This window comes from Pseudomonas sp. MS19, from assembly GCF_013277615.1.
GTDB lineage: Bacteria > Pseudomonadota > Gammaproteobacteria > Pseudomonadales > Pseudomonadaceae > Aquipseudomonas > Aquipseudomonas marincola.
Map to the genome: position 1 here is coordinate 98452 of NZ_VBTO01000003.1, position 20466 is coordinate 118917.

21 protein-coding genes are annotated in these 20466 nt (G+C 57.5%); 10 read left to right on the forward strand and 11 right to left on the reverse strand.

Features of this window, described 5'->3' with window-relative positions; translation table 11 throughout:
- Position 1 precedes the first annotated feature (1 nt).
- Genes FEZ62_RS00950 through FEZ62_RS00960 form a run of 3 tightly spaced genes read left to right on the forward strand, consistent with a single transcriptional unit; the run spans position 2 to position 2876 of the window.
- Positions 2–1171 carry an ABC transporter permease gene (locus FEZ62_RS00950; RefSeq protein ID WP_172926520.1) on the forward strand — a complete coding sequence of 390 codons (1170 nt, stop codon included), beginning with the start codon at positions 2–4 and terminating at the stop codon, positions 1169–1171.
- Positions 1168–2121 (forward strand): ABC transporter ATP-binding protein, encoded by a 954-nt coding sequence (locus FEZ62_RS00955; RefSeq protein WP_242454855.1) that lies wholly within the window; start codon positions 1168–1170, stop codon positions 2119–2121. The genes FEZ62_RS00950 and FEZ62_RS00955 overlap by 4 nt, the downstream gene beginning before the upstream one ends.
- Positions 2122–2162: 41 nt before the next feature.
- A complete protein-coding gene (locus FEZ62_RS00960) occupies positions 2163–2876 on the forward strand; it encodes an ABC transporter permease (protein WP_345940411.1) in 714 nt (237 codons plus the stop codon).
- Between the two features lie 7 nt (positions 2877–2883).
- Here the strand turns inward: FEZ62_RS00960 and FEZ62_RS00965 are convergent, their stop codons facing one another.
- The 3 genes from FEZ62_RS00965 to FEZ62_RS00975 all read right to left on the reverse strand — a co-directional run bounded on the left by FEZ62_RS00965 (position 2884) and on the right by FEZ62_RS00975 (position 6642).
- Positions 2884–4059 (reverse strand): GGDEF domain-containing protein, encoded by a 1176-nt coding sequence (locus tag FEZ62_RS00965; RefSeq protein WP_172926521.1) that lies wholly within the window; start codon positions 4057–4059, stop codon positions 2884–2886.
- Between the two features lie 185 nt (positions 4060–4244).
- A complete protein-coding gene (locus tag FEZ62_RS00970; protein ID WP_172926522.1) occupies positions 4245–5096 on the reverse strand; it encodes a universal stress protein in 852 nt (283 codons plus the stop codon).
- A 58-nt stretch (positions 5097–5154) separates the two neighbouring features.
- Positions 5155–6642 (reverse strand): SulP family inorganic anion transporter, encoded by a 1488-nt coding sequence (locus FEZ62_RS00975; protein ID WP_069902516.1) that lies wholly within the window; start codon positions 6640–6642, stop codon positions 5155–5157.
- On the opposite strand from FEZ62_RS00975, the gene FEZ62_RS20820 reads away from it, so the two are divergent.
- The gene (locus FEZ62_RS20820; RefSeq protein ID WP_274600609.1) at positions 6641–6769 is read left to right on the forward strand and encodes a hypothetical protein; all 129 of its coding nucleotides are present in this window, start codon (positions 6641–6643) and stop codon (positions 6767–6769) included. The two genes, FEZ62_RS00975 and FEZ62_RS20820, sit on opposite strands and share 2 nt — an antisense overlap.
- Before the next feature lie 152 nt (positions 6770–6921).
- On the opposite strand, the gene FEZ62_RS00980 is transcribed toward FEZ62_RS20820, so the two are convergent.
- From FEZ62_RS00980 to ada, 7 genes are all read right to left on the reverse strand, one after another.
- Entirely contained in the window at positions 6922–7371 is a 450-nt protein-coding gene (locus tag FEZ62_RS00980; protein WP_069902518.1) for a DMT family transporter, read from the reverse strand.
- Positions 7372–7481: 110 nt separating this feature from the next.
- Positions 7482–7970: a GNAT family N-acetyltransferase gene (locus FEZ62_RS00985; protein WP_345940417.1), complete on the reverse strand. Its 489-nt coding sequence runs from the start codon at positions 7968–7970 to the stop codon at positions 7482–7484.
- Positions 7971–7972: 2 nt separating this feature from the next.
- Positions 7973–8539, reverse strand: coding sequence for a DUF4136 domain-containing protein (locus FEZ62_RS00990; protein WP_069902535.1), 567 nt, complete (start codon positions 8537–8539; stop codon positions 7973–7975).
- A 40-nt stretch (positions 8540–8579) separates the two neighbouring features.
- Positions 8580–9056 (reverse strand): DUF4136 domain-containing protein, encoded by a 477-nt coding sequence (locus FEZ62_RS00995; RefSeq protein WP_345940412.1) that lies wholly within the window; start codon positions 9054–9056, stop codon positions 8580–8582.
- A 150-nt stretch (positions 9057–9206) separates the two neighbouring features.
- Complete coding sequence (locus tag FEZ62_RS01000; protein WP_172926525.1) at positions 9207–9956, reverse strand: methyltransferase domain-containing protein; 750 nt, start codon at positions 9954–9956, stop codon at positions 9207–9209.
- Positions 9949–10257 (reverse strand): MazG-like family protein, encoded by a 309-nt coding sequence (locus FEZ62_RS01005; RefSeq protein WP_069902538.1) that lies wholly within the window; start codon positions 10255–10257, stop codon positions 9949–9951. The genes FEZ62_RS01000 and FEZ62_RS01005 overlap by 8 nt, the downstream gene beginning before the upstream one ends.
- A 59-nt stretch (positions 10258–10316) precedes the next feature.
- The gene (gene ada / locus FEZ62_RS01010; RefSeq protein ID WP_172926526.1) at positions 10317–11354 is read right to left on the reverse strand and encodes a bifunctional DNA-binding transcriptional regulator/O6-methylguanine-DNA methyltransferase Ada; all 1038 of its coding nucleotides are present in this window, start codon (positions 11352–11354) and stop codon (positions 10317–10319) included.
- 122 nt (positions 11355–11476) lie between these two features.
- Between ada and FEZ62_RS20895 the strand changes: the two genes are divergently transcribed.
- The 4 genes from FEZ62_RS20895 to FEZ62_RS01030 all read left to right on the forward strand — a co-directional run bounded on the left by FEZ62_RS20895 (position 11477) and on the right by FEZ62_RS01030 (position 17310).
- A complete protein-coding gene (locus FEZ62_RS20895) occupies positions 11477–11842 on the forward strand; it encodes a transporter substrate-binding domain-containing protein (protein ID WP_172926527.1) in 366 nt (121 codons plus the stop codon).
- Positions 11776–14976 (forward strand): response regulator, encoded by a 3201-nt coding sequence (locus tag FEZ62_RS20900; protein ID WP_345940414.1) that lies wholly within the window; start codon positions 11776–11778, stop codon positions 14974–14976. Before FEZ62_RS20895 ends, FEZ62_RS20900 begins: the two co-directional genes overlap by 67 nt.
- 15 nt (positions 14977–14991) lie before the next feature.
- Positions 14992–16194 carry an HD domain-containing phosphohydrolase gene (locus tag FEZ62_RS01025; RefSeq protein WP_172926529.1) on the forward strand — a complete coding sequence of 401 codons (1203 nt, stop codon included), beginning with the start codon at positions 14992–14994 and terminating at the stop codon, positions 16192–16194.
- A 228-nt stretch (positions 16195–16422) separates the two neighbouring features.
- Positions 16423–17310: a PA4780 family RIO1-like protein kinase gene (locus tag FEZ62_RS01030; RefSeq protein WP_172926530.1), complete on the forward strand. Its 888-nt coding sequence runs from the start codon at positions 16423–16425 to the stop codon at positions 17308–17310.
- 52 nt (positions 17311–17362) lie between these two features.
- Here FEZ62_RS01030 and FEZ62_RS01035 read toward each other — a convergent pair whose 3' ends face one another.
- Positions 17363–18226: a neutral zinc metallopeptidase gene (locus tag FEZ62_RS01035; RefSeq protein WP_172926531.1), complete on the reverse strand. Its 864-nt coding sequence runs from the start codon at positions 18224–18226 to the stop codon at positions 17363–17365.
- 207 nt (positions 18227–18433) lie between these two features.
- Between FEZ62_RS01035 and FEZ62_RS01040 the strand changes: the two genes are divergently transcribed.
- Both FEZ62_RS01040 and FEZ62_RS01045 read left to right on the forward strand, forming a co-directional pair.
- Entirely contained in the window at positions 18434–19645 is a 1212-nt protein-coding gene (locus FEZ62_RS01040; RefSeq protein WP_172926532.1) for an EAL domain-containing response regulator, read from the forward strand.
- A 190-nt stretch (positions 19646–19835) separates the two neighbouring features.
- Entirely contained in the window at positions 19836–20462 is a 627-nt protein-coding gene (locus FEZ62_RS01045) for a response regulator (RefSeq protein WP_172926533.1), read from the forward strand.
- The last annotated feature ends 4 nt before the right edge of the window (positions 20463–20466 follow it).

Below are 20466 nucleotides of genomic sequence, written 5' to 3' on the forward strand. Positions count from 1 at the left end.
AATGGAGTCTCCCCGCCCGACGCCTAATCGGGTGGTTCTAACTTTGGTGTGCATTGTGCTGGCGGTGTTGCTGCTAGCGGACTTTGCCAGTGTGCAGGCCAATCGCATTGTGCCGGGTCAAGGCCTGGGGTTGTTCAAGGCATTGGGCTCTGTGTGGGCCAGCGGCTTGATCGCAGGCTTGCTGGCTATTGCCGCCCTGGCTTGGCGCCCCAACCCACTGCGTTATCGCCTGATGCTGGTGCTGGTCGTGCTGCTGCTGTGCCAGTTGCCCCTGAGTCTGGCCTGGTTCATTCATCTGCATATTGCTGCCGATCAGCCGTACGCACGGGCTGGCATTGCCGCAGGCGGCTGGACCTTGCTGTTTATCGGCTCTTTGCTGCTTATCGAGTGCCGCCAACGCATGCAGCCCGCGCCCTTTTGGTGGCGCGCGGCCCCGTTGGGTCTGGTGTTGATCAGCGCCTGGCTGATTAACAACGGCGATCTGGCCGCGTTGTCGTTATTGCGCGAGTACAGCAGCCGCCGCAGTGAATTCTGGCAGGCGCTTGCCGGGCACCTGAGTCTGGTTGGCGGTGCGTTGCTTGGCAGCTTGATTATCGGCCTGTTGCTGGCGTGGCTGACGCTGCGAGTACCGCGTTTGCAGCGGCCAATTTTTGGCTTGCTGAATTTCTTTCAGACCATCCCCAGCCTGGCGTTGTTTGGCTTGCTCATCGCGCCGCTGAGTTATCTCGCCAACAAGTACCCGGTGCTGCAGGAACTCGGTATTCATGGCATCGGCTGGGCGCCTGCGATTATTGCGCTGGTGGCTTACAGCCTGCTGCCGGTGGTGCGCAATACCAGTGTCGCGCTCAGCGGTGTAGCGCCTGCGGTTATCGAGTCTGCCCACGGCATGGGCATGAGCTCATGGCAGGTGTTGCGTCAGGTGCGCGTGCCGTTGGCGCTGCCGGTGATTATCGAAGGTATCCGTATCACCACCATCCAGGCCATCGGTCTGGTGGCAGTTGCCGCCCTGATTGGCGCCAGTGGTTTTGGCAGCTTTATCTTTCAGGGGCTGGGGCAGGGGGCAATGGATCTGGTGCTGCTGGGCGCCTTGCCGACAATTTTTCTAGCACTGTTGGCCGACGCACTGTTCAGCGCGCTGGCCAGACACTGCCAACCAGGAGTCCGGGCATGACGCCGACCCCGATGATCGAGTTAAGCCACGTCAGCCGCCTGTTTGATAACGCGGTGGCGGTGGATGATATTTCCCTGCAAATCAACAGCGGCGAATTGTGCGTGATCGTCGGCACATCGGGGTGCGGCAAGTCGACAACCCTGCGCCTGCTGAACAAATTGATCAGCTGCTCCAGCGGCAATATCCGCATCGACGGCGAAGACATTGCCGGGCTCGATGCCAAGTTGTTGCGTCGGCGCATGGGCTATGCCATCCAGAACACGGGCTTGTTCCCGCACTGGAGTGTCGAGCGCAATATCGGTGTGGTGCCCACGCTGCTGGGTTGGTCGCCGGAGAAGATCAAGGCGCGGGTGCATGAGCTGCTGGAATTGCTGTCGCTGCCTTACGCCGAGTTCGCGCACAAGTTTCCCAGCCAATTGAGCGGTGGTCAGGCGCAGCGGGTTGGGGTTGCCCGGGCGCTGGCGGGCGACCCGGATATTCTGCTGATGGATGAGCCGTTCGGTGCACTCGATCCGATTACCCGCGACTCGCTGCAAAACGAGTTGTTGCGCATCCAATCGCAGATCAACAAGACCATTGTGTTTGTCACCCACGATATTGATGAAGCGCTGAAACTGGCGACGCGGATTGTAGTGATGGACAAGGGCCGTATCGTTCAGCATGACACGCCGGCCAATCTGCTCGACCGCCCGGTGAATGAGTTCGTGCAGAGTCTGCTCGGGCAGAACGAACGCGGCCTCAAACGTGCCAGTCTGGAACCGGTGAAAACCCACATGCAAGCGCTAAGCGGTGATCTGCCGGAGCATTCAGTGAACGTCGATGACACGCTGCGCCAGGCCATGTCGCTGATGTATTGGCATCGCACCGACATTCTCTGTGTGCGCGATGCCGACAACCACGCGGTGGGGCTATTGCCCATGCGCGCCTTGCTCGACAGCCCGACTGCATGAGGTCGTTGCTGGCGATGTTGCGCAATGGTTGGGTGCCGCTCATGTGGCTGCTGCTGTTGCTGGTGGCGGTGTTTTCGATGGATCAGTTCGAGGGCTTTTTCCGCCAGGTCGAACCGGATGCCCGCGCGGTGATTTATCAGCGCAGCAGCTTTGCGCAATTGCTGGGTAAGCACTTGCTGATTGTCGGGGCTGCGTCGCTGGTGTCGGTGATTGTCGGGGTTGCAGCCGGAATTCTCGCGACACGTCGCTGGGGCCGCGACTTCCTGCCGCTGGTAAGTCAGGTGGCGTCTATCGGGCAGACATTCCCGCCTGTTGCGGTATTGGCGTTGGCCGTGCCGCTGCTCGGCTTTGGCAGCCTGCCGACCATCTTTGCGCTGGTGCTGTACGGCTTATTGCCGGTGCTGCGCAATACGCTCGCCGGGCTGCAGGATGTATCACCAACGGTGATCGAAGCGGCGCGGGGCATTGGCATGAGCCCATTGCAGAGCTTGTTCAAGGTCGAATTGCCGCTGGCCAGCGTGGTGATTTTGGCGGGTATTCGCACCTTGGTAACGGTGGCGATTGCCACTGCCGCAATCGGCTCGACCATTGGCGCCAGCACGCTGGGTGATCCGGTTATTGCCGGGTTGGTGAATGGCAACACTGCCTACGTGTTACAGGGCGCTATCTTGATTGGCCTGCTCGCGGTGCTGATCGACAGCCTGTTTGAATGTGTGCAGCAGTGGTTTGCTGTGCGGCAAGGGCGGGCGCAATAGCTGGCAATTACGCCGGCTCATGATTGCGCTCAGCGGTATCGGGTTTTTGCGGGCGACGCGGTGATGACATAACGGTGCAGTTGCGGCCGTTGAACTTGGCTTGATACAGCGCCTCGTCAATGCGCCGGACAAACTGATTCGGGCTAGAGTCGAGTTCAATGTCCATGCAACCAACGCCCAGGCTTGAGGTGATGCGGATGGAATGCTCGCCAATCGGCATATCATGCTCACTCAGGGCTTTGCGGAAATTCTCGGCCAGTACATAGGCGTTGTTATGCGAGGTGTTGTGCATGAGCACCGCAAACTCTTCGCCGCCCAAGCGCAGCAGTGTGTCGCTCTCGCGGCGAAAGACATTGCGCATTACATCAGCAAAACCGACCAGGCAGATATCCCCGCACGAATGACCGTAGCGATCATTCACTGACTTGAAATGATCGATATCCAGCATCACCAGCGACAGCGGCACCCCCTGACGTTTGGCGTTGTTCATCATGTTCGCCAGCAGGCTGTCGAACTTCAGCCGATTGCCCAGCTGAGTGAGGCTGTCGGTCAGGCTCAAGTGTTTAAGCGCTTCCTGGCGTTTGATCAATTGCAGCTCGATAGCCAGAGTATGCCGGTACTCGCGGTGGCTACTGCTGAGCAGCAACAGCAAAAAACTCAGGTAGAACATGAGTGTGATCAGGGTCGAGAGGTTCTGCTGTCCCTGATGCAACATCACCAATAATGTCGGTATATAGAGCATCAGCAGGGCGAGTCGCGCGCGCCTCAGGTTCATGGAAAAACTGAAGGCGTGAACAGTGCTGAAGGCGATGGTCATCAGCGTAACCAGAGCCCAGGTTTCATCAAAGCTGGGTTGCAGGCGCGCCCACGCAGCCGTTACTCCCCACAAAAAGGCGCTGGCCAGAATGATCGCCCAGTGCAGGTTCAGCCAACGCTTGAGGTTTTGTACCGTCAGCTCGACCGGTAGAGTGTGGCGTTTGCGTAGTTGCATCAGGCCGAAAAACAGAGCGCTACCGGTCAAGCCTGCCAAGGTGTGATCGCTCATGCCCGGGCCTAACAACCAAACCAGCAACCATGCGCTCAGGTAATAACAGCCGCCAAGCCTGGCTCGGAGTTGGGTGTCTTTGGCTTCACGCCACAATACGAAAACCCGTGGGCTGCTGGGGACGTCGGGCTCTTTCATTGGCGTCAAATACTTGTGGTCAATAAGGCGATAACTATGACCACTGTGCTATGACGCTGCTCAGTGCTTTTGTTGTAGTCCCGGCCCAAACTTGTCTTTCTGAACGAAAGTTAGGCTACAGAAAGCGCCAGTTGCGCCGGTGTACCGCCCAACCACAGGCCCGCTGTGATTGGCGGTGCATTTATCTAGCGCAGTATCAGCAGGGCGCTGGTGCTGGAGCGGAGCAAATTGGTCGTGGTGCTGCCTACAAAGAACTGACGGATTCTGGAGTGGCCATAAGCGCCCATCGCCAGCAGGTCGATGTTGTGCTCGGCCTGATACGCGTGCAGAGCCGGTTCGACCTCGCCTGCGACAATCGCCAGATGCACTTCACTGGCTGTCTTGAGCAAGCGATGCTGAGCGGTTTTCAGTTGTTCGCGCGTGGCGTGGCTGTCTGCGCCGACCATTACCAAGTGGCAAGGCAGACCTTTGATTAGCGGGCTGTCGGCGAGCATTTCAACGCTCTTGTGCGCAGTCGCGCTGCCGTCGAACGCCAGCATTATTTGTTGGGGCGCCGTGAACGTGTCGCCAGCCACCAGAATCGGTTTGTGCAGAGTGCGGATTACGCTTTCAAGATGGCCGCCTACCTGATGCTCGGTGCTGGCACTGCGTTCGCCTTGGCGGCCGATGACCAGCAGACGCATCTCGTTTTCGAGTTCGCTGAGGCAGGCGATCAGGTCGCCGTGACGTTGGCGCAACATCGGTTCAGTGATGCCCGCTGTCTGCACGCGGCTTTGCGCCGCCTGAAGAATTATCCGGCCTTCCTCAAGCGCGACCTTGCTGCGTTGCTGATCAAGTGCTGCCAGTTCAGTCAGCAAATGCTCGCGGCTGCCCAAGCCGATAGTGCCGCTGAGATCGCCCGCTTGTGGATAAAGCGTGCGGTCGAGAATATGCAGCAGGGTCAGCGGCGCTTGCAGGCGCTGGCTGGCCCATGCGGCGTAATCACAAACGCCTGGCGCTGCGGCTGATCCATCGATACTGGCGAATACTTGGCTCATCTGGCGTGTCCTTGTGGTTGGCAGCCGCTTCGGGCTGCGCAGCGTATTTCGCGACTTTTTAGTGGCCCATCAGGTTATCCACGGCATCGGGTTTGTCATGTACGCCAAACCGGTCGACGATGGTGGCGCTGGCCTGATTGAGCCCGATTACTTCAACTTCGGTCCCTTCGCGGCGCAATTTCAGCACCACTTTATCGAGCGCCGCTACGGCGGTGATGTCCCAGAAATGTGCGCGGGACAGGTCTATACAGACCTTATCAAGCGCCTCGCGGAAATCAAATGCATTGATGAATTTGTCGGCGGACGAGAAAAACACCTGGCCGACAATGTTGTAGGTGCGTTGCGTACCGTTGGCATCAATTTCAGAGCTGATGAACAAGAAGTGGCCAATTTTGTTGGCGAAGAACATCGCCGCCAACAGCACGCCAGCCAACACCCCGAACGCCAGATTGTGGGTAAACACCACAACCGCGACGGTCACCAGCATGACGATATTGGTCGAGAGCGGGTAGTGCTTGAGGTTACGAATCGAGTCCCAGCTAAAGGTGCCGATCGAGACCATGATCATCACCGCCACCAGCGCAGCCATCGGGATCTGGCTGACCCAGTCACTCAGAAATACCACCATGATCAGCAGCACCGAGCCGGCGATCAAGGTCGACAAGCGGCCACGGCCACCCGACTTAACGTTGATTACCGACTGGCCGATCATTGCGCAACCGGCCATGCCGCCGAGCAGGCTGGAGGCGATATTGGCTACGCCCTGACCCTTGCATTCGCGGTTCTTGTCGCTGGAGGTGTCGGTCAGATCATCGACAATGGTCGCGGTCATCATCGACTCAAGCAGGCCCACCACAGCCATCGCGGCGGAGTAAGGGAAGATGATCTGCAGGGTTTCGAAGGTCAGCGGGACATCCGGCCAGAGGAAGATTGGCAAGGTGTCGGGCAACTCGCCCATATCGCCCACGGTGCGGATGTCCAGACCCAGGGCAATGGCCACGGCGGTCAGCGTGAGAATGCACACCAGCGGAGACGGGATAACTTTGCCAATCACCGGCACATACGGGAACAGGTAAATTATGCCCAGGCCAGCGGCGGTCATGGCATAAACATGCCAGGTCACGTTAGTCAGTTCCGGCAGCTGCGCCATGAAAATCAAAATCGCCAGCGCGTTGACGAAACCGGTCACCACCGAGCGCGAAACAAAACGCATCAGCGAGCCAAGCTTGAGATAACCCGCCCCGATTTGCAGGAGCCCGCAAAGCAGCGAGGCCGCCAGCAAATACTGCAATCCGTGATCCTTGACCAGCGTCACCATCAGCAGCGCCATGGCCCCGGTGGCGGCTGAGATCATGCCCGGGCGGCCGCCGACAAAGGCGATAACCACAGCAATGCAGAAAGAGGCGTACAGACCTACTTTGGGATCAACGCCGGCGATGATCGAGAACGCAATGGCTTCCGGAATCAGTGCCAGTGCAACGACCAGCCCCGCTAGGACATCGCCGCGTAAATTAAAAAACCAGGTGTTCTTGAGTGACTGCAGCATGCTGTTTTCCACAATGGTTGTGAGCCTGGCCGGTGGGCACGACGTCGGTTCGGGTAAGCGTAGCGTTAGCGGTGCCGTTGACCTCGGCGGCCATGCGCAAGGTGCACAAGGCACGTTGGTGGTTTAACGCAGCGAATGGCCAAGCGGGCTGGCCGCACAGGCGAGGCGAGGCTCGCGCGGCTGCCGAGCGTTGCGCGGCAGGTGCAAAAAAGGCGGCAAAGGTAACACGATATATCTTTGAGATCACCCCGCAGGCCTTGCCAATACGGGGTGTGGCGGTTATCCGCGACGAATGAACCAGATGCCACCAACGATCAGCAACAAACCAATGACCTTGCTCGCGCTGATGGGTGCTTCACGAAAACCAGCCCAGCCGAAGTGATCCAGGGTCACGGCCATGGTCAATTGCCCGGCGATCACCAGCACCATGAACAGCAGTGCACCCACTCTGGGACCGGCGAAGGCGGCGGTGGCGATAAACATCACACCGAGGAAGCCGCCACACCAATGCCACCAGGTCAGGCCTTTGAGGCTGGCAAAACCGGGAAGCTCGCGCTGGATCAACACCAGCAGGAACAACGCCACGGTGCCCACCCCGAAGGAAATGAGCGAGGCGGCCAGAACGCTGGAAACTTGCTTGGCCAATTGGCCATTGATCCCAGCTTGTAGGGGCAGGCAGGCGCCTGCGACAAATGGCAATGCAAGTAACCACCAGATAGGGGCGGGCATGGCTGACTCCTGATTATTTCAGCCGCGCATTATGCCGCAAAACGCGAAGTATTGGATTTGGCCGGTCACAGGCGCACGCTTTACCATCTGCCTGCCGATCGCCAGTCAGGTCAGGTCGCCGCAAGCAGAGACTTGCTGAACTGGATCAGGGCAACTCGTTGTCCTTGGTGATTCTGGCGTTCCACGATGGCGTCGACCGTATAACCCAGCTTGGGGTAAAGCAGCAGCCCGGCGCTGTTCTGGTTGAAGCATGAGGCCCGCAAGAAGCGGGCGTTGAATTGCTCGCGGGCGAGCCGTTCCATCGCCCCGATCAACGCTTGCGCAACGCCCTTGCCACGCGCCCAAGGGGCAATCATCAGATTACCCAATGCGCAGAATTCATCGGGTTGGCATTGGTAGAAATTGGCGAAACCGGCGATCTCGCCATCAAGCACAGCCACCGTGCTGCCCTGGCGGGTTGCCATTGCCTCGGCCAGTTGCTCAAGGCTGAGCGGCCAGATTGCCTTGGGAAAGCTGAAATACAGCTCTTGCTCGGTTTGCGTAAAACCGACAACGCTCGGCAGGTCCGCCGGCAGTGCCGGGCGTATGTTCACCGAAATGCTCAACGCGGCGGATACTGGCTGAGAATACGCCCGACCGACTGGCGAATTTCAGCATCGCGCTGGGCTGGATTCAGTGCCCCGTCATTGAGGATTTTCTGGCTGCTGGCGCGCCAGACCAGCTTGCCGTCTTTGCTGTCGAACATGTCGATTTGCAGCGTGCCGACCTGATAATCGACCGTGCGCGTGTCGATATAAGCCGGGCCGCCGTAAGCGCCTCCCCACGGGCCGCCCCAGTAACCGCCGCCACCGTAGCTGGTGCTGACTTGCTGCTGTTTGTCATCGACAATCATCCAAGCCTGCACTTGCAAGTCGCCACTGCTGTTGTTGGCTGCCATGCGCAGACCGCGCTGTTCCAGTTGCTCGTTGATCGCGCCGCGAATGCGCGAATCCGTCAGGTCGCTCTGCAGGCGCGGGTCTTGCGGGCGATACTGCACCGCCGGCTCCTTCCAGCTCCACGTGCGGTAAGCGCCAAAGTCCTTGCTGGTGTCGTAGTCGCGATTGGGCTGCGGCGCCTGACACGCGGCGAGCATTAATAACAGGGGCAGTGCGATTAACTTCATACGCATGATTGACTCCTCGACCTCGGTGTTAATGCATCAAGGTGGATTAATAGGGTGGATAGGTGATGAGCGCGCCTTGTACCGCATCGCGCAGTGCGTCTGTCTGATCTGCCCGGCTGCCAGCGCTTGAACTCTCGGCTGTGGCGCTCCAGACGCGTTGCTTATCCTTGTTGTCGTAGAGGTCTATCTGCACCACCACGACTTCCTCTTCATAGGTGCGAACCAATGGCACGCCGGCTCCGACGCCAAAACCGTCGTTGTAGTAACCCCCGCCGTAACCTCCTCCGTAATAACCGCCTGCATAGCTATCGGCTACCTGCCGGAGTCGCCGCTCGATGCGCATGTCGGTGCTCACACTCAAGTCTGCTGTCTGGCCCGGTTGTGCGGGGCGTAAGCCACGTTGGTCGAGTGCACTGCTGACGGCTTGTTGCACCAGATCGGGGGTAGCCCAACCCATACCGGGCGGCGTCTGGCCATTGAGCCAACCCCAACTTTTATATTGGCCGTAGTTTCGTGCTGGCACAGGGTAACTGCTGAGATCTGCCTGATTTGCAGCCTGGGGCGGAGCGGGCGGGAGCGGTAATGATTGCGCACGATAGGGTTTCTGGCTCTGACACGCGACCAAAGCCAGGCACGCTATCGCTAGGGTGATGCGTTTCATCATCGTCTCCGCTTAACGGGGCCTGCAAATCCAGTGCAGGTAACGCCCCAGTCCTGCAAACGCAGGGTGCCGCCGGTAGGCCAATTCCATTTCAAGCAGGTCGATCAGTTCGGCCTTGGCCTGAAACTCGTGCGGCATGTAGTCGTGGAAAACCCGTATCCCACTTTGACTTTCGACCTGCCAAAGTTCTGCGAGTTGCGTGGCCATCTCTTCCGGGTCGAGCGGTTGTTGCGGGGTCAGGCTTTGCTTCTCACCCGCGAACTCAGCCTTGCGCAATTTACGGAAGTGGCCCTTGAGCAGGTTACGGTAAACCAGTGCGTTCTTATTATAGAACGCCAGCGATAGCATGCCGTCTGGCGCTGTAAGTTGGTGTAACACGGGCAGAATGCTCGCCGGTTCTGCCAGCCATTCCAGCACGGCGTGGCACACCACCAAATCATAGCGTTGGTCGAGTTGGCCCAGTAAATCTTGCCACGGAGCCTGTATAAACGTGGCTGTTTGCCCCGCTTCGGCAAAACGCGCGCGTGCGCCATCGAGCATCGGCCCGGCCGGTTCGGCGAGTGTTACATCATGGCCGCGCTCGGACAGCCACAGCGACATATGGCCCAGACCCGCGCCGACATCGAGCACGCGCAGGGGTTTATCCGGCAAGGCTTCTGCGAGGTCGGCCTGTAACACCGCAAGGCGAATCGCGCCCTTGGCTCCACCGTAAATTTTTTCAGCGAAGCGAGTCGCCAGCTCATCGAAGTGGCGGTCAGTCATTGCAGAATCGCCTCTCGCTGTCGGCGAGCTTGGCCCGCACCACCTGATCCATATCGAGCCCCAACTCGCTGCACAGCAACAGTAGATACAACACAATATCGCCGACTTCCTGCCCCGCATGCTCCAGCACGGCGGGTTCCAGCTGGCGCGATTGGTCCTCGCTCAGCCACTGGAATATTTCAACCAGTTCAGCCATTTCGACACTGGCAGCCATGGCCAGGTTCTTCGGACTGTGAAATTTACGCCAGTCGTTACGGTCACGAATGGCGTGCAGACGTTGAGTCAACTCTTGGATGTTCATGCGCGCTCCTTGGGGGCGCATAGCTTCGGATGGATCAGGCAGCGACGCAAGAGGGCGCGTCAATCAGCTTTGCTGGCCTGCTCACGGTCGAGCAGCGCTTGCTTGCGCTCAATGCCCCAGCGATAACCGCTAAGGCCACCCGCCGCATTGATAACCCGATGGCAGGGGATCAGAAGTGCAAGTGAGTTACTGGCACAGGCGCGCGCCACGGCCCGTGGGTGGCTGTCGAGTTTTTGGGCCAGTTGTTGATAATTGCGCGTCTGGCCGCAAGGAATGCTCTGCAGGGCGCGCCACACCTGTTGCTGGAAGGCTGTGCCGCGAATATCCAGCGGCAATTGCACAGCCCGCTGCGGTTCAACAATCTGCTTGAGCACGGCCTGCAACCAACTGCCCAGTCCAGCCGGATCTGGCTGCAAGCTTGCTTGTGCGAAGCGTGCATGCAGCTCTGTTTCCAACGTCTCTGCGCTGTCGCCCAACCACAAGGCGCAGACACCTTTATCACTGGCGACCAGAAGTACTTGGCCGAGGGGCGATTGACCGAATGTGTAGCGCAGCGTTTCGCCCCGGCCTTGCTGACGCCGTTGGCTGGGGGTGAGTGCTTGTGGCTGCTGATAAATCACCCGCGTGCCGGAATACCCGGCACTGAGCGCCGCGTCGATGACCGAGCCTGCCGTCGTGATCTCCGTCTCGAAGCGCGCTTTACGCTGCGCAGCAAGCCACGCTTTGGGGGTGAGCCCGGTGCGCAATTTGAACGCGCGCACCAGATGCGATGCACTGACGCCAATACGCTCGGACAATTGCACCAGCGTTGGCGCAGGGCTTGACTCGAGTAAAAGCCGACAGGCGGCAGTTACCAGTTGATCCATCTGTTGGGCGGGGCTTTGGCCGTGTGGCGAACAGCGTTTGCAGGGGCGAAAACCGGCGCGCTCGGCCTCCTCGAAACTGCCATGAAAGCTGACGTTAGACGCCTTCGGTCTGCGTGCCGGGCAACTGGGGCGACAGTAAACGCCGGTGCTGCTGACCGCGAATACAAACTGGCCGTCATAGCTTGCATCACGCTCGCACACGGCTTGCCAATAGCGAGATAAATCGGGCATCAACGGGCTCCTCGGACGATACTGAGATTATCGGAGCTGCTGCCTTGAGTGCCAATCCGATTCTGACTTTTAAACTGCTGGCATAAATCAGGTGGGTGATAGTGCGCAATGGAAGGGCGACAATGCTCCGGGTGTGGATGTTTTCAACGCTATGGTTACTGGCATTTTCGCTGGCTGCTGCACCCCGGATATTGCTAACCGAAGATGAACTTGCCTGGGTTGAGGCGCACCCGGTCATTCGTGTCGGCGTTGAGCAGCAAGGTTCGCCGCCCTTCGATGTGATGGACCCGCAGGGCCGGCATACTGGCACCAGTGGTGATTACCTGACGTTGGTTGGCGAACGGCTAGGTGTGCGCTTTCTGCCGGTAATCGTCGACAGTTGGGTGGGCGCTCTGGCGGACTGGAAGCTGGCAGGCTGGATGTGCTGCCCTCGGTTGCGATTACCCCGAAACGGCTGTCGCGCATGTCATTCACCAGCCCCTATTTAAGAAGCAGCAGCCTCCTCATTACCCGCGCAGACAAATCGTACCAGCGTGCTGATGCGCTCTCCGGCGCCCGCGTTGCGGTAGAGAAAGGCTTTGCCGCCGAGTACATGCTGAAAGCCCGGGTGCCGGATGTGATTATCCAGTCGGTCGGCTCCAGCGAGGAAGCGCTGCGCGCCGTGTCTTCGGGGCGGGCTGATGCTTATATCGGCGACATGATCGCGGCCAGTCACCTGATCCGAAAACTCAACCTCAACAATTTGGAGTTGCGCGGCGAGGCGGGTCTGAACACCAGCGAATTCCACTTTGCCGTGCGTAAGGATTGGCCAGAATTGCTGGTGTTGATGGACAAGGCGTTGGCCAGCCTGACCAATGATGAGCAACAAGAGGTCAAGGACCGTTGGTTGCCGCACCTCACCGAGTTCAACTGGCACCGTCTGCTGCAGTTAGCCTGGCCGTATTTACTCGGTACGCTGGTGCTGATCACGCTCATTCTGTTCTGGAATCGCCGGTTGGCTGAGCAGATAACCGAGCGCCAAGCTGCCGAGGCCGAGGCCGACCTGCAGCGCACCAAGTTGCTGACACTGATAAATGCGATTCCCGATCCCATCTGGTTCAAGGACTCTGCCGGGCGCTATGCAGGGCTTAACATCGCCTGCGCCGAGCTGTTCGGGGTCTCGCGCAAGGCAATCATCGGCAAAACCGATCAGCAACTGCTGAGCACTGATTGGGCGACGATGCGCGCGCAGGATGATCGTGAAGCATTGAGCGATGAGCAGCCGAGCAACCGTGAAGAGTCGGTGGTTTACCCCGATGGGCGCAGTGTCATCTTCGATACGGTGCGCACGGTAATCCGCGATGAACAGGGCGCTTCTTTAGGGTTGGTAGGCATCAGTCGTGATATCACTGCGCGCAAGCAGGCAGAAGATACAGTACTTGCCGCCAAGGAGATGGCTGAGCAGGCTGCACGTATGAAGTCCGACTTTCTGGCCAACATGAGCCACGAAATTCGCACGCCGATGAATGCCATCCTCGGCATGTCCCATCTGGCGTTGCGCGGGGCTACCGAGAGTCGGCAGCGCAATTATCTGAGCCAGATCCAGCAGGCCGGCCAGCATCTGCTGGAAATCATCAATGACGTTCTCGACTTCTCGCGGATTGAGGCTAATGGCTTGCGCATCGAACATGTCGAGCTCGAGTTGCAAACGGTGCTTGAGAATCTGGCCACGCTGCTGGGTCATAAAGCAGGCCAGAAGGGCCTCGAACTGGTCTTCGATATTGAGCCGCAAGTGCCGGAAAAGCTTGTGGGCGACCCATTGCGAATCGCACAGATACTGATCAACTTCTGTAACAACGCGATCAAGTTTACCCCGCACGGCGAGGTCTGCCTGAGCGTGCGAGTGGTGCGCAGCGAAGCAGGAGAGCAACAGCTTGAGTTTGCGGTTAGCGATACCGGGATCGGCTTGACCGAAGAGCAGATCTCGCGCTTGTTTCAATCCTTTCAGCAAGGCGACTCTTCAACCACGCGCCAATATGGCGGCACCGGCTTAGGGCTGGCGATCAGCAAGCGCTTGGCCGAAGCGATGCACGGCGCTGTCGGCGTTAGCAGCAAGGTTGGCGAAGGCAGTGTTTTTTGGTTCAGGCTGGCACTTGAAGCGCAAAGCATTCAGCCCTCGCGCCAGGCGCTGTATCAAGGTTTGCGGGTGCTGTTGCTGGATGATCATGAGCGGGCACGTGCGTGCGTGACGCGATTGCTGCAGCAGCAAGGCTTCGAGGTGCATGCTGTGGGTTCTCACGCCGCTGTTCTGCAGGCTTTACAGGTCGCCGAGTCGTCCTACGATCTGCTGATCATTGACTACGATGTGGCGGGCATGGACGCCATCGACCTTGCCCGGCAAATCCAGGCGCTGAACCTGCAGTCTGTCGCGCCGATGTTGCTGATGAGTGGGTATTGCGAGGACAGTGTTTTCATCCGTGCGGAATCGGCAGGCTATGTCAGTGTATTGGCCAAGCCGGTGCTGGCAAACATGCTGCAAGAGGTGCTGAGCACAGCGCTTAATCTGCAATCGTCCGATGACGGTCAAATGACCATTAGCCCGCAGCCCCAGACGGCAGACTTTTCCGGGTTGCGGATACTGCTGGTTGAAGACAACCCGATAAATCGTGAACTGGTGATCGGGCTGCTTCAGGGCACTGGGTTGCACATTGATCAGGCTGAAAATGGCGCAGTGGCGCTCAGTCGCATGCGCGCAATGGGGGCTGATTATTACGACTTGGTGCTGATGGACATGCAGATGCCGGTGATGGACGGTATTCGCGCGACTCAGGCCATACGGCAAATGTTCGAGTTCGAGCACCTGCCAATTGTCGCCTTGACCGCTAATGTGCAGGCTGAAGATGAAGCGCTGTGCCTGCAGGCGGGCATGAACGATTTTCTCAGCAAGCCGCTTGAGCCTGAGTCGGTCGAGTCCTGTTTGCAGCGCTGGCTCAGGCCTCAGGCAAGCCTATCGCCGAACCAGCAACGCCAAGCAGACCTGCCGTCTGAACTGGTATTGCCAGGCGTGAATATAGCCGCAGGCTTGCGCAGGGTTCAGGGTAATGTCGAGCTTTACCTGCGGTTACTGCTGCGATTCGCCATCAGTCAGGGCCGTTTCCCCGAACATTTAAGGGCTGCATTGGCAGAGTCGGACCAAGCCTGCGCCGCGCGCCTTACTCACACATTCAAAGGCCTGACAGGCAGTTTGGGCGCGACCAAACTGCAAGGTCAGGCCGTTGCGCTGGATGCTGCGTTGAACGATCCGCAGGGTGATTCGGTTACACCATTACTGACCGCTCTGGAGGTTGAACTGACCAGCCTGTGTGGCGCCATCATCCACGCGTTTCCGAGCCATCAGGCTGTCGTAGAGCCGGCCGAACCCGTTGATGCCGATCAGGTCATTGAGGTGTGTGAGCAAATGATCAGCCTGCTGGAGGCGGACGATCCGCGGGCCTGCAAGGTGTTCGAACACCAAGCCGCTATATTACAAAGTGTTTTGGGTAATCAGCAGGGGCTGTTTTACGCCGCTATCAATAGCTACGACTTTGCTGCGGCGCTGGTTCAATTGCGCGGTGCAATGAGCTTACGCGGCCTCAAGATGTAAGCAGGGAGTTTTGCAATGCGCGATATGCTTGAGCAACCCGACCAACCGTTGATTCTGCTGGTCGATGATACCGCCGAAAACCTGCAACTGATGAGCGAACTGCTGTTCGATCATTATCGCCTCAAGGTCGCTACCAGCGGTGAAAATGCCCTGAGAATCGCCGCCGGTAGCGTTGCTCCGGATTTGATCCTGCTCGATATCATGATGCCGGGCATGGATGGCTATGAAGTGTGTCGCCAACTCAAGGCCGATCCGCAAACTGCCAATATTCCGGTCATATTTCTCACTGCAAAAAGCGATGAAGCCGATGAGCAAAAGGGCTTCGATCTGGGCGCCGTTGATTACTTCACCAAGCCGATCAGCCCTGCGTTGATACTGTCGCGTATCAATGCCCACCTGCAACTCAAGCTCAATGCGGATTTTCAACGCGACCGTAACGAATACCTGGAACTTGCCGTACGCCGCCGCACCCGCGAGCTTGAACAGTTGCAACAGGTGACGATTGAAACGCTGGCCAATCTGGCGGCGATGCGCGATAACCCGCGCGGTAATCACCTGGCGCGGGTTGAGCGCTTCATGCGCGTGCTGGCCAAAGCCCTGGTGCGCCAACAGCCCGGCCTGGAAGACGAAATGAGCGAGGAGGCCATTGAGCGGCTGGGCAAATCTGCCTTGTTGCATGGCATCGGCAAGCTGGTGTTGCCAGACCGTTTGCTGCTCGCTCCGCAGCAGGCTTCGGACGATGACCTCAGGCTGCTGCATCAGCATACCGAAGCCGGTCGCGCGGCACTGGAGGCGGCAGAAGCGAAACTGGGCAGCCAGATTACCTTTCTCACCGATGCCAAGCACATCGTCTACAGCCAGCACGAACACTGGGACGGCAGCGGTTATCCACAAGGGTTGCGCGGCGTACAAATTCCACTGTCCGCACGTTTGATGGCATTGGTCGATGCGTATGAAGACCTGACCAGCCGGCATCCCTACCGCCAAGTCGTCAGCCATGCTCAGGCGACGGCACAAATCACCAGCAGCAGCGGGCACATTTTTGACCCCTCGGTGGTGCTGGCCTTTATCGAGGTCGCCGATGAATTTGCCAGTATCGCCCTGGAGCTGGCCGACGACGCCGAAGCCATACGCTATGAATTACAGCGCCTGAATGACTCGCTTGGTGAGCCCATCGAACTGGGTTTGCCCCAGAGCGATCCAAGCGCGCTGAAATAAACCCATTGGCGTGTCGCAAGGCTGCACGTTGTGCGGCCTATGTTGCTTATTTCCGCATATTTCAAGGCTCTGGAATCAGGCTCGGAGGGACTAATCATTCTGTCAGGGTGGGCGCTACGTCTCGATTGCCGTATAAGAGGCCCTTGAAAAGCAAAGTGTTTTGCCATCAGATACGCGAGTAACACGCTAACGACAATTCAGGCCATACAGGACCCTTAAGAAAAACTGATGAAGACGCCAAAACGTATTGAACCCTTGGTCGAGGATGGTCTTGTCGACGAGGTGATACGCCCGCTTATGAGTGGCAAGGAAGCGGCAGTTTATGTGGTCCGGTGTGGTCAAGAGTTGCGTTGCGCCAAGGTCTACAAGGAAGCCAACAAGCGTGGCTTTCGTCAGGCCGCGGAATATCAGGAAGGCCGCAAGGTGCGTAACTCCCGCGATGCGCGGGCGATGGCCAAGGGCTCTAAATATGGCCGTAAAGGTCAGGAAGACGCCTGGCAGAATGCCGAGGTCGGTGCTTTGTTCCGACTGGCCAACGCCAATGTGCGCGTGCCCAAACCCTACGATTTTCTCGAGGGCGTGCTGTTGATGGAGTTGGTGACTGACGGCGAGGGCGGTGTGGCGCCGCGCTTGAATGACGTCGACTTGTTGCCCGAAGACGCCCGCGAATTCCACGCGTTCATGATTCAGGAAATCGTCAAAATGCTTTGCGCCGGACTGGTTCACGGCGACTTGTCCGAATTCAACGTACTGCTTGGCCCCGAAGGCCCGGTGATTATCGACTTGCCGCAGGCAGTTGATGCAGCGGGCAATAACCACGCGTTCAAGATGCTGGAGCGTGATGTCGGCAACATGGCCGCGTACTTCGGCCAGTTTGCCCCGGAGTTGCGCTACAGCAAGTTTGCCAAGGAAATGTGGGCGCTCTATGAAGCCGGTGAACTCACGCCTGAGAGCGTGCTGACCGGTGAATTCGACGACCCTGAAGACTCGGCAGATGTTGATGCCGTGATGCGTGAAATCAAGGCCGCGCTGGCCGAGGAAGCCCGTCGTCAGGCATTGCTCAATGCTGATGACGACAGCGCCGATGAGCCGCCGCCTCCGCCCTGGATGCAGTAAGCAAGCAACAACAGGCCCCCGCTAGCAATATCGGGGGTCTGTTGGTTTTGGCTTAAAGGCGCGCGGTATTGAAGGTGTCGCAACTGCTCAGGTTGCCGTTGTCGAACCCTGCCTTGAACCAGCGCATGCGTTGCGCGGACGTGCCGTGAGTGAATGAGTCCGGTACGACCTGGCCGCGTGTTTGCTTCTGCAAACGGTCATCACCGATCGCGTTGGCCGCATTCAGCGCCTCTTCAAGATCGCCATCTTCCAGCCAGTCGAGGCGACGCTGAGCGCTGTTGGCCCATACGCCCGCAAGGCAATCGGCCTGCAATTCCTGGCGAACCAGAAGACCGTTGTCGCCTTCCATCTTCTGGCCGCGCTGACGCGCCGCATCTATCTTCGCGGAGACGCCGAGCAAGGTTTGCACGTGATGGCCAACTTCATGAGCAATTACATAAGCCTGAGCAAAGTCGCCGGCAGCCGAGAAACGTTGCTCAAGCTCGTTGAAAAAGTCTAGATCAAGGTAGACCTGCTGATCGCCGGGACAATAGAACGGGCCTACTGCCGAACTGGCAACGCCACAGGCCGAGCGAACCTGCCCGCGGAAAAGTACCAGTTTGGGGTCCCGGTACTGCTGACCGGCATTCTGGAAAATTTCTCCCCAGGTGTCTTCGGTGTCGCCAAGAATGGCACGCACGAATTCCGATTGCTGATCGTTGGCTGCCGGTTCACTGCTTTGCTGGCTGCTGGGTGCGCCGGGCTGAACTGCCTGGCCGGCCAGTTGCCCGAGAATTTGCAGCGGATCCTGGCCCATTAACAAGCCGATCACGACCACTGCTGCAATCCCGCCCAGGCTCAACCGGCCAACCCGTCGGCCACCGCCCGAGCGTGCGTCTACAACGTTGTCACTGCGTCGTCCTCTTTCCCAGCGCATGTCGTGGCTCCCAGTGCCTTGTTAGGCATTCATTCTTGTCTGTGCAATAGCATTGCGCCAGTCCGGTCGTCTATCAATCTGGCGCGTGAAACTGTGAACATCACCTGTTAGACCAGAATGCTCCTACAGGCATGCCAGTATCTACTTGTAGTTTTGTTCGATGAGGATTCGGAAAATCTATTCTTTCGCTCTCATCTTAGGTATCTCATGGCTTCTTTATCTGTTCTCGTCATCGAGGACCATGCATTTCAGCGCGCGGTTACGGTTGCCGCGCTGAAAAAGGCCGGAGTCTGTGAGGTGCTTGAAACGCGTGACGGTGCTTCGGCGCTGACGCTTTTGAGGGAGGCCGGTGGTGTCGATATCGTCATTTGCGATTTGCGCATGCCTGAGATGGACGGCCTGGTATTTCTTCGGCATGCAGCCGAGTCCGGTCTGATCAACTCCCTAATTTTGAGTTGCGAAGTCGATGCCAGCCTGCGCAATGCGGTTGTCAGTATTATCGATGCATTCGGCCTTAATTTGTTGGGTGACTTGAGCCATCCCTTCAGTTTTGAACAACTCGAAGCATTATTAGGACGCTTTGATAATGCCGGCCCTGTTGTTGACGATTTATCAAATGCGATCCCGCTCACAGTTGATGAAGTTATTAAAGGATTGCATGTTGGGCAGTTCAAGGCGTTTTATCAGCCCAAGGTGAGCCTTAAAACCGGCGAGGTTAAGGGCGCAGAAGTATTAGCGCGTTGGCAGCATCCGATTCATGGGCTTATTTCCGCTCAGCAATTTTTGCCGCTAATTGAGGACAATGACCTGCTTGATGAATTGTTCTGGGTCATAATCAAGCAAGGTTTGAGTTTGCAGCAATCGTTGCAGGCTAATAACCGACATATTGAGTTGTCATTCAATTTACCTGCTCAGCAGTTGGGCTCTAGTTATCTGGTCGATCAAATAAAAGATCTGGTCTGTGCTTGCCAGCTTCCGCTTAACGGATTGATCTTTGAAATAAGCGATTTGGGCAGTTCAGAGGTTCCTGCTCGTGGCTTGAAAAACCTCATACGTCTGCGGCTCATGGGCTGCGGCCTGGCAATGGAAGGCTTTAGGGTTGGCTACTCATCGCTGTTGAATCTATTCGAAATCCCGTTCAGCCAAGTGAAGCTGGATACCTCGTTTCTTCTCTCGCGTCGGCGTCACTCCAGCAATATGTCAATGATCAGCAGCGCTGTCGCACTGGCGCGCTCTTTGAATATATCGCTGGTGGCCGGGGGTGTTGAAACACTGCAACAGCAAGAGTTGTTGTTTGAGATGGGCTGTGACTTGGTTCAAGGTTATTTTTATGGAAAACCCATGCCTGCGGAACAGTTGGTTATTAATAACTGGTCGTTAGTTAGTGTTAAAGGTTTGGGGTTCAATAAATATATATAGTGCCTGGGGCTGAACACTCGTTACTTGTGATCATTTGTATCTGAGTGCGTTGGTTTGTCTTTGCCCGATATAAAGTATGGTTTTGAAGCGATATAAATTATTTGTCATAAATTAAGCTGCGTAACAATCCGATAGCTGTCGATATACCAAGTAATGCTGAATAGTTTGCGCAAATTAATGGAGCTTAGTCGTGGGTAAAGTCTTAATTGTTGATGACCATCCTGTTGTACGTATGGCAGTCAGGATGCTCCTGGAAAAGCACGGCCTGAGCGTAACCGGGGAGACCGATAACGGCGTGGATGCCGTGCAAATGGCCAAGGAGTTGAGACCTGACATTATTATTCTGGATATCAGTATTCCGCGGCTCGATGGTTTTGAGGTCATATCGCGCCTGAAACTTTCCGGTTTACCCATCCATATTCTGGTGCTCACATCGCAGTCAGCCAATTTCTTCAGTGCCCGTTGCATGCAGGCAGGTGCGTCCGGGTTCGTCTGCAAGGAAGAAAAGCTGGCGGAATTACTCAATGCGGTAAAAGCCATTCAGGCGGGTTACACCTACTTCCCGGCGCAATTTATTAAATCGGTTCGGGGCAAAGAGGTGCACATGGATGAGCATGAGCGCATCACGCGTTTGTCCGACCGCGAGTTGATGGTGCTGGAGCAACTCGCCCGTGGCCTTACCAACAAGCAAATCGCAGAGAGCATGCTGCTGAGCAACAAGACCATCAGCACCTATAAAACCCGTCTGCACGAAAAGCTCAATACCGAAAATCTGGTTGAGCTGATCGAGCTGGCCAAACGCAATGCGCTGGTCTGAGAGA

What these genes read in the sequence shown, in the direction of transcription:
- FEZ62_RS00950 (WP_172926520.1), top strand. Translation starts at nt 2, where the DNA reads ATGGAGTCTCCCCGCCCGACGCCTAATCGGGTGGTTCTAACTTTGGTG.
- FEZ62_RS01000 (WP_172926525.1), bottom strand. Translation starts at nt 9,956, where the DNA reads ATGACTGACCGCCACTTCGATGAGCTGGCGACTCGCTTCGCTGAAAAA.
- FEZ62_RS00970 (WP_172926522.1), bottom strand. Translation starts at nt 5,096, where the DNA reads ATGAGCCAAGTATTCGCCAGTATCGATGGATCAGCCGCAGCGCCAGGC.
- FEZ62_RS00975 (WP_069902516.1), bottom strand. Translation starts at nt 6,642, where the DNA reads ATGCTGCAGTCACTCAAGAACACCTGGTTTTTTAATTTACGCGGCGAT.
- FEZ62_RS00955 (WP_242454855.1), top strand. Translation starts at nt 1,168, where the DNA reads ATGACGCCGACCCCGATGATCGAGTTAAGCCACGTCAGCCGCCTGTTT.
- FEZ62_RS00980 (WP_069902518.1), bottom strand. Translation starts at nt 7,371, where the DNA reads ATGCCCGCCCCTATCTGGTGGTTACTTGCATTGCCATTTGTCGCAGGC.
- FEZ62_RS01030 (WP_172926530.1), top strand. Translation starts at nt 16,423, where the DNA reads ATGAAGACGCCAAAACGTATTGAACCCTTGGTCGAGGATGGTCTTGTC.
- FEZ62_RS01005 (WP_069902538.1), bottom strand. Translation starts at nt 10,257, where the DNA reads ATGAACATCCAAGAGTTGACTCAACGTCTGCACGCCATTCGTGACCGT.
- FEZ62_RS01040 (WP_172926532.1), top strand. Translation starts at nt 18,434, where the DNA reads ATGGCTTCTTTATCTGTTCTCGTCATCGAGGACCATGCATTTCAGCGC.
- FEZ62_RS01025 (WP_172926529.1), top strand. Translation starts at nt 14,992, where the DNA reads ATGCGCGATATGCTTGAGCAACCCGACCAACCGTTGATTCTGCTGGTC.
- FEZ62_RS00965 (WP_172926521.1), bottom strand. Translation starts at nt 4,059, where the DNA reads ATGAAAGAGCCCGACGTCCCCAGCAGCCCACGGGTTTTCGTATTGTGG.
- FEZ62_RS01035 (WP_172926531.1), bottom strand. Translation starts at nt 18,226, where the DNA reads ATGCGCTGGGAAAGAGGACGACGCAGTGACAACGTTGTAGACGCACGC.
- ada (WP_172926526.1), bottom strand. Translation starts at nt 11,354, where the DNA reads ATGCCCGATTTATCTCGCTATTGGCAAGCCGTGTGCGAGCGTGATGCA.
- FEZ62_RS20895 (WP_172926527.1), top strand. Translation starts at nt 11,477, where the DNA reads ATGCTCCGGGTGTGGATGTTTTCAACGCTATGGTTACTGGCATTTTCG.
- FEZ62_RS20820 (WP_274600609.1), top strand. Translation starts at nt 6,641, where the DNA reads ATGCTGTTTTCCACAATGGTTGTGAGCCTGGCCGGTGGGCACGACGTC.
- FEZ62_RS00960 (WP_345940411.1), top strand. Translation starts at nt 2,163, where the DNA reads ATGTGGCTGCTGCTGTTGCTGGTGGCGGTGTTTTCGATGGATCAGTTC.
- FEZ62_RS00990 (WP_069902535.1), bottom strand. Translation starts at nt 8,539, where the DNA reads ATGCGTATGAAGTTAATCGCACTGCCCCTGTTATTAATGCTCGCCGCG.